General features: G+C 71.0%; 2 protein-coding genes. Both read right to left on the bottom strand.

The window, feature by feature from the left end:
* Window positions 1-1151: primosomal protein N' family DNA-binding protein (locus AC1D1G_RS44325; protein ID WP_477956842.1), on the bottom strand; the 1151-nt coding region annotated here is incomplete at its 3' end.
* A 46-nt stretch (window positions 1152-1197) separates the two neighbouring features.
* On the bottom strand, window positions 1198-2384 hold a 1187-nt coding region (gene metK, locus AC1D1G_RS44320), incomplete at its 5' end, for a methionine adenosyltransferase (RefSeq protein WP_477956841.1).

Below are 2384 nucleotides of genomic sequence, written 5' to 3'. Positions count from 1 at the left end.
AGGCTGGGCACGTAGCCGCGCCGGGGCCCCTGGACGAGCACTCCCCGGCCGGCGCCGAGCGCCTCCCGGGCAGCCGCGAACGCGATCGCGGGCAACCGGGCGGCGCGTGCACCGGGATCGCGGGCCAGGGCGTGGTCACTGTCCGCGAGTGCGGTGATCTTCGGGGCGGCCGCCCGCACCGAGTCCCGGGAGGCCACGAGGTCGTGCGCCCACCCCGAGTCGACCAGGGCCTGCGCCTCCGCGGTTCGCGCGTGTCCGGCCAGCACCACCGCGCAGCCACTGACGTACGCGCGGAGCAGCGCCACCTCGCGGGCGTGCGGATAGGGTGCGCGCGGCTCGGAATGGTTGTCGTCCCCGTCGTCCCAGACCACGATCAGACCGGTGCGCGGAGTCGGCGCGAACACCGAACTCCGGGTCCCGACGACGACCTTGGCCGTCCCGCGCAGCGCAGCCAGCCAACGCCGGTACCGCAGCGCCGGGCCGAGACCGGCGGCGAGTCCGACGACCGCGTCCTTGCCCAGGAGCTTTTCCACCGCCGCGACCACACGGTCGAGATCACGCTGATCGGGCACGACGACGACGGTGCTCGCCCCGGTGGCGGCAACGAGCCCCGACAGTTCCGCGAGACGCGCAGGCCAGTCCTCGCCGGGGAGCGCCTGCCAGACCGCGCGCGGGGCACGCTCCCCCGACAGTGCGGTCAGGAATGCGCCGCCGTGCACGTACCGGTCCCACGCCTCGGTCTCGATTGCGGTGTCCGGCACCTCGGGGGGTTCGGACGCGGCCTCGGACTCCGCCCGCGCGTGCCTCGGCGGGATCGCGAGCCGCAGGACGTCCGCGCGGGTTCCGGCGTATCGGCCGGCGACGAGGTCGACCACCCGGGTGATCTCCTCGGTCAGAACCCGCTCGGGCGAGATCACCCGTTCGAGCCAGCCGAAACGGCCCTGATGGTCGCTCGTCGCGTTCCGGGAGACGACGAACCCGTCGACGAGACGCCCGGCGAACCGGATGCGCACCCGGACCCCGGGCCGCGCCTGCTCGTCGAGGTCCTGCGGAACGAGGTAGTCGAATTCGCGGTCGAGGTGGGCAAGCGGAAGCAGCGGCAGCACCCGGGCAACCGGATCTACTTCTGCCGCAACCTTTTCCGCGCTCACGCGACGGCCCCTACCGGAGCGGCACCCGTCGCGCCGTGACTACCGATCAGAGGCCTGCGGCTGCCCGCAGCTTCTCCGCCCGGTCGATGCTCTCCCACGGGAGGTCGATGTCGGTGCGACCGAAGTGGCCGTAGGCCGCGGTCTGCGCGTAGATCGGACGCAGCAGGTCGAGGTCGCGGATGATGGCGCCGGGCCGCAGGTCGAACGTTTCGGTGATGGCCTGCTGGATCCGCGCCGGATCCGTCTTCTCGGTGCCGAACGTCTCGACGAACAGACCCACCGGCGCCGCCTTGCCGATCGCGTACGCCACCTGAACCTCGATCCGGTCCGCGAGGCCCGCCGCGACCGCGTTCTTGGCCACCCAGCGCATGGCGTAGGCCGCCGACCGGTCGACCTTCGAGGGGTCCTTGCCGGAGAACGCGCCGCCGCCGTGGCGGGCCATGCCGCCGTAGGTGTCGACGATGATCTTGCGACCCGTCAGGCCGGCGTCACCCATCGGGCCGCCGAGCACGAACTTGCCGGTGGGGTTGACGAGCAGACGGATGTTCGAGACGTCGAGTTCGGGCATGTCGATCTCGGCGAGAACCGATCCGAGAACCTTCTCCCGCAGATCCGGGGTGAGCAGGTTGTCGAGGTCGATATCGGCGGCGTGCTGCGTCGAGATGACCACGGTGTCGAGGCGAACCGCCTTGTCACCGTCGTATTCGATGGTGACCTGGGTCTTGCCGTCCGGGCGCAGGTATGGCAGGACACCGGACTTGCGGACCTCGGTGAGACGCCGCGACAGGCGGTGCGCCAGCGCGATCGGCAGCGGCATCAGTTCCGGGGTGTCGGTGGTCGCGAACCCGAACATCAGTCCCTGGTCGCCGGCGCCCTGACGGTCGATCTCGTCGTCGCTCAGTTCGCCGGTGCGGACCTCGTGCGAGTGGTCGACGCCCTGGGCGATCTCCGGGGACTGTGCACCGATCGCGAYGTTGACGCCGCAGGAGTTGCCGTCGAATCCCTTGGCCGAGGAGTCGTACCCGATCTCGAGCACGGTGTCGCGCACGATCTTGGGGATGTCGGCGTAGGCGGTGGTCGTGACCTCACCGGCGACGTGGACCTGTCCGGTGGTCACCAGGGTCTCGACGGCGACGCGGGCGCGCGGGTCGTCGGTGAGGAGCGCGTCGAGGATGGAGTCGCTGATCGCATCACAAATCTTGTCCGGGTGCCCCTCGGTCACAGACTCACTGG

This window comes from Rhodococcus sp. P3_B8 (assembly GCF_056402775.1).
Note: the sequence above shows the minus strand (reverse complement) of the source record. Positions and strands in the feature narration are given on the sequence as shown.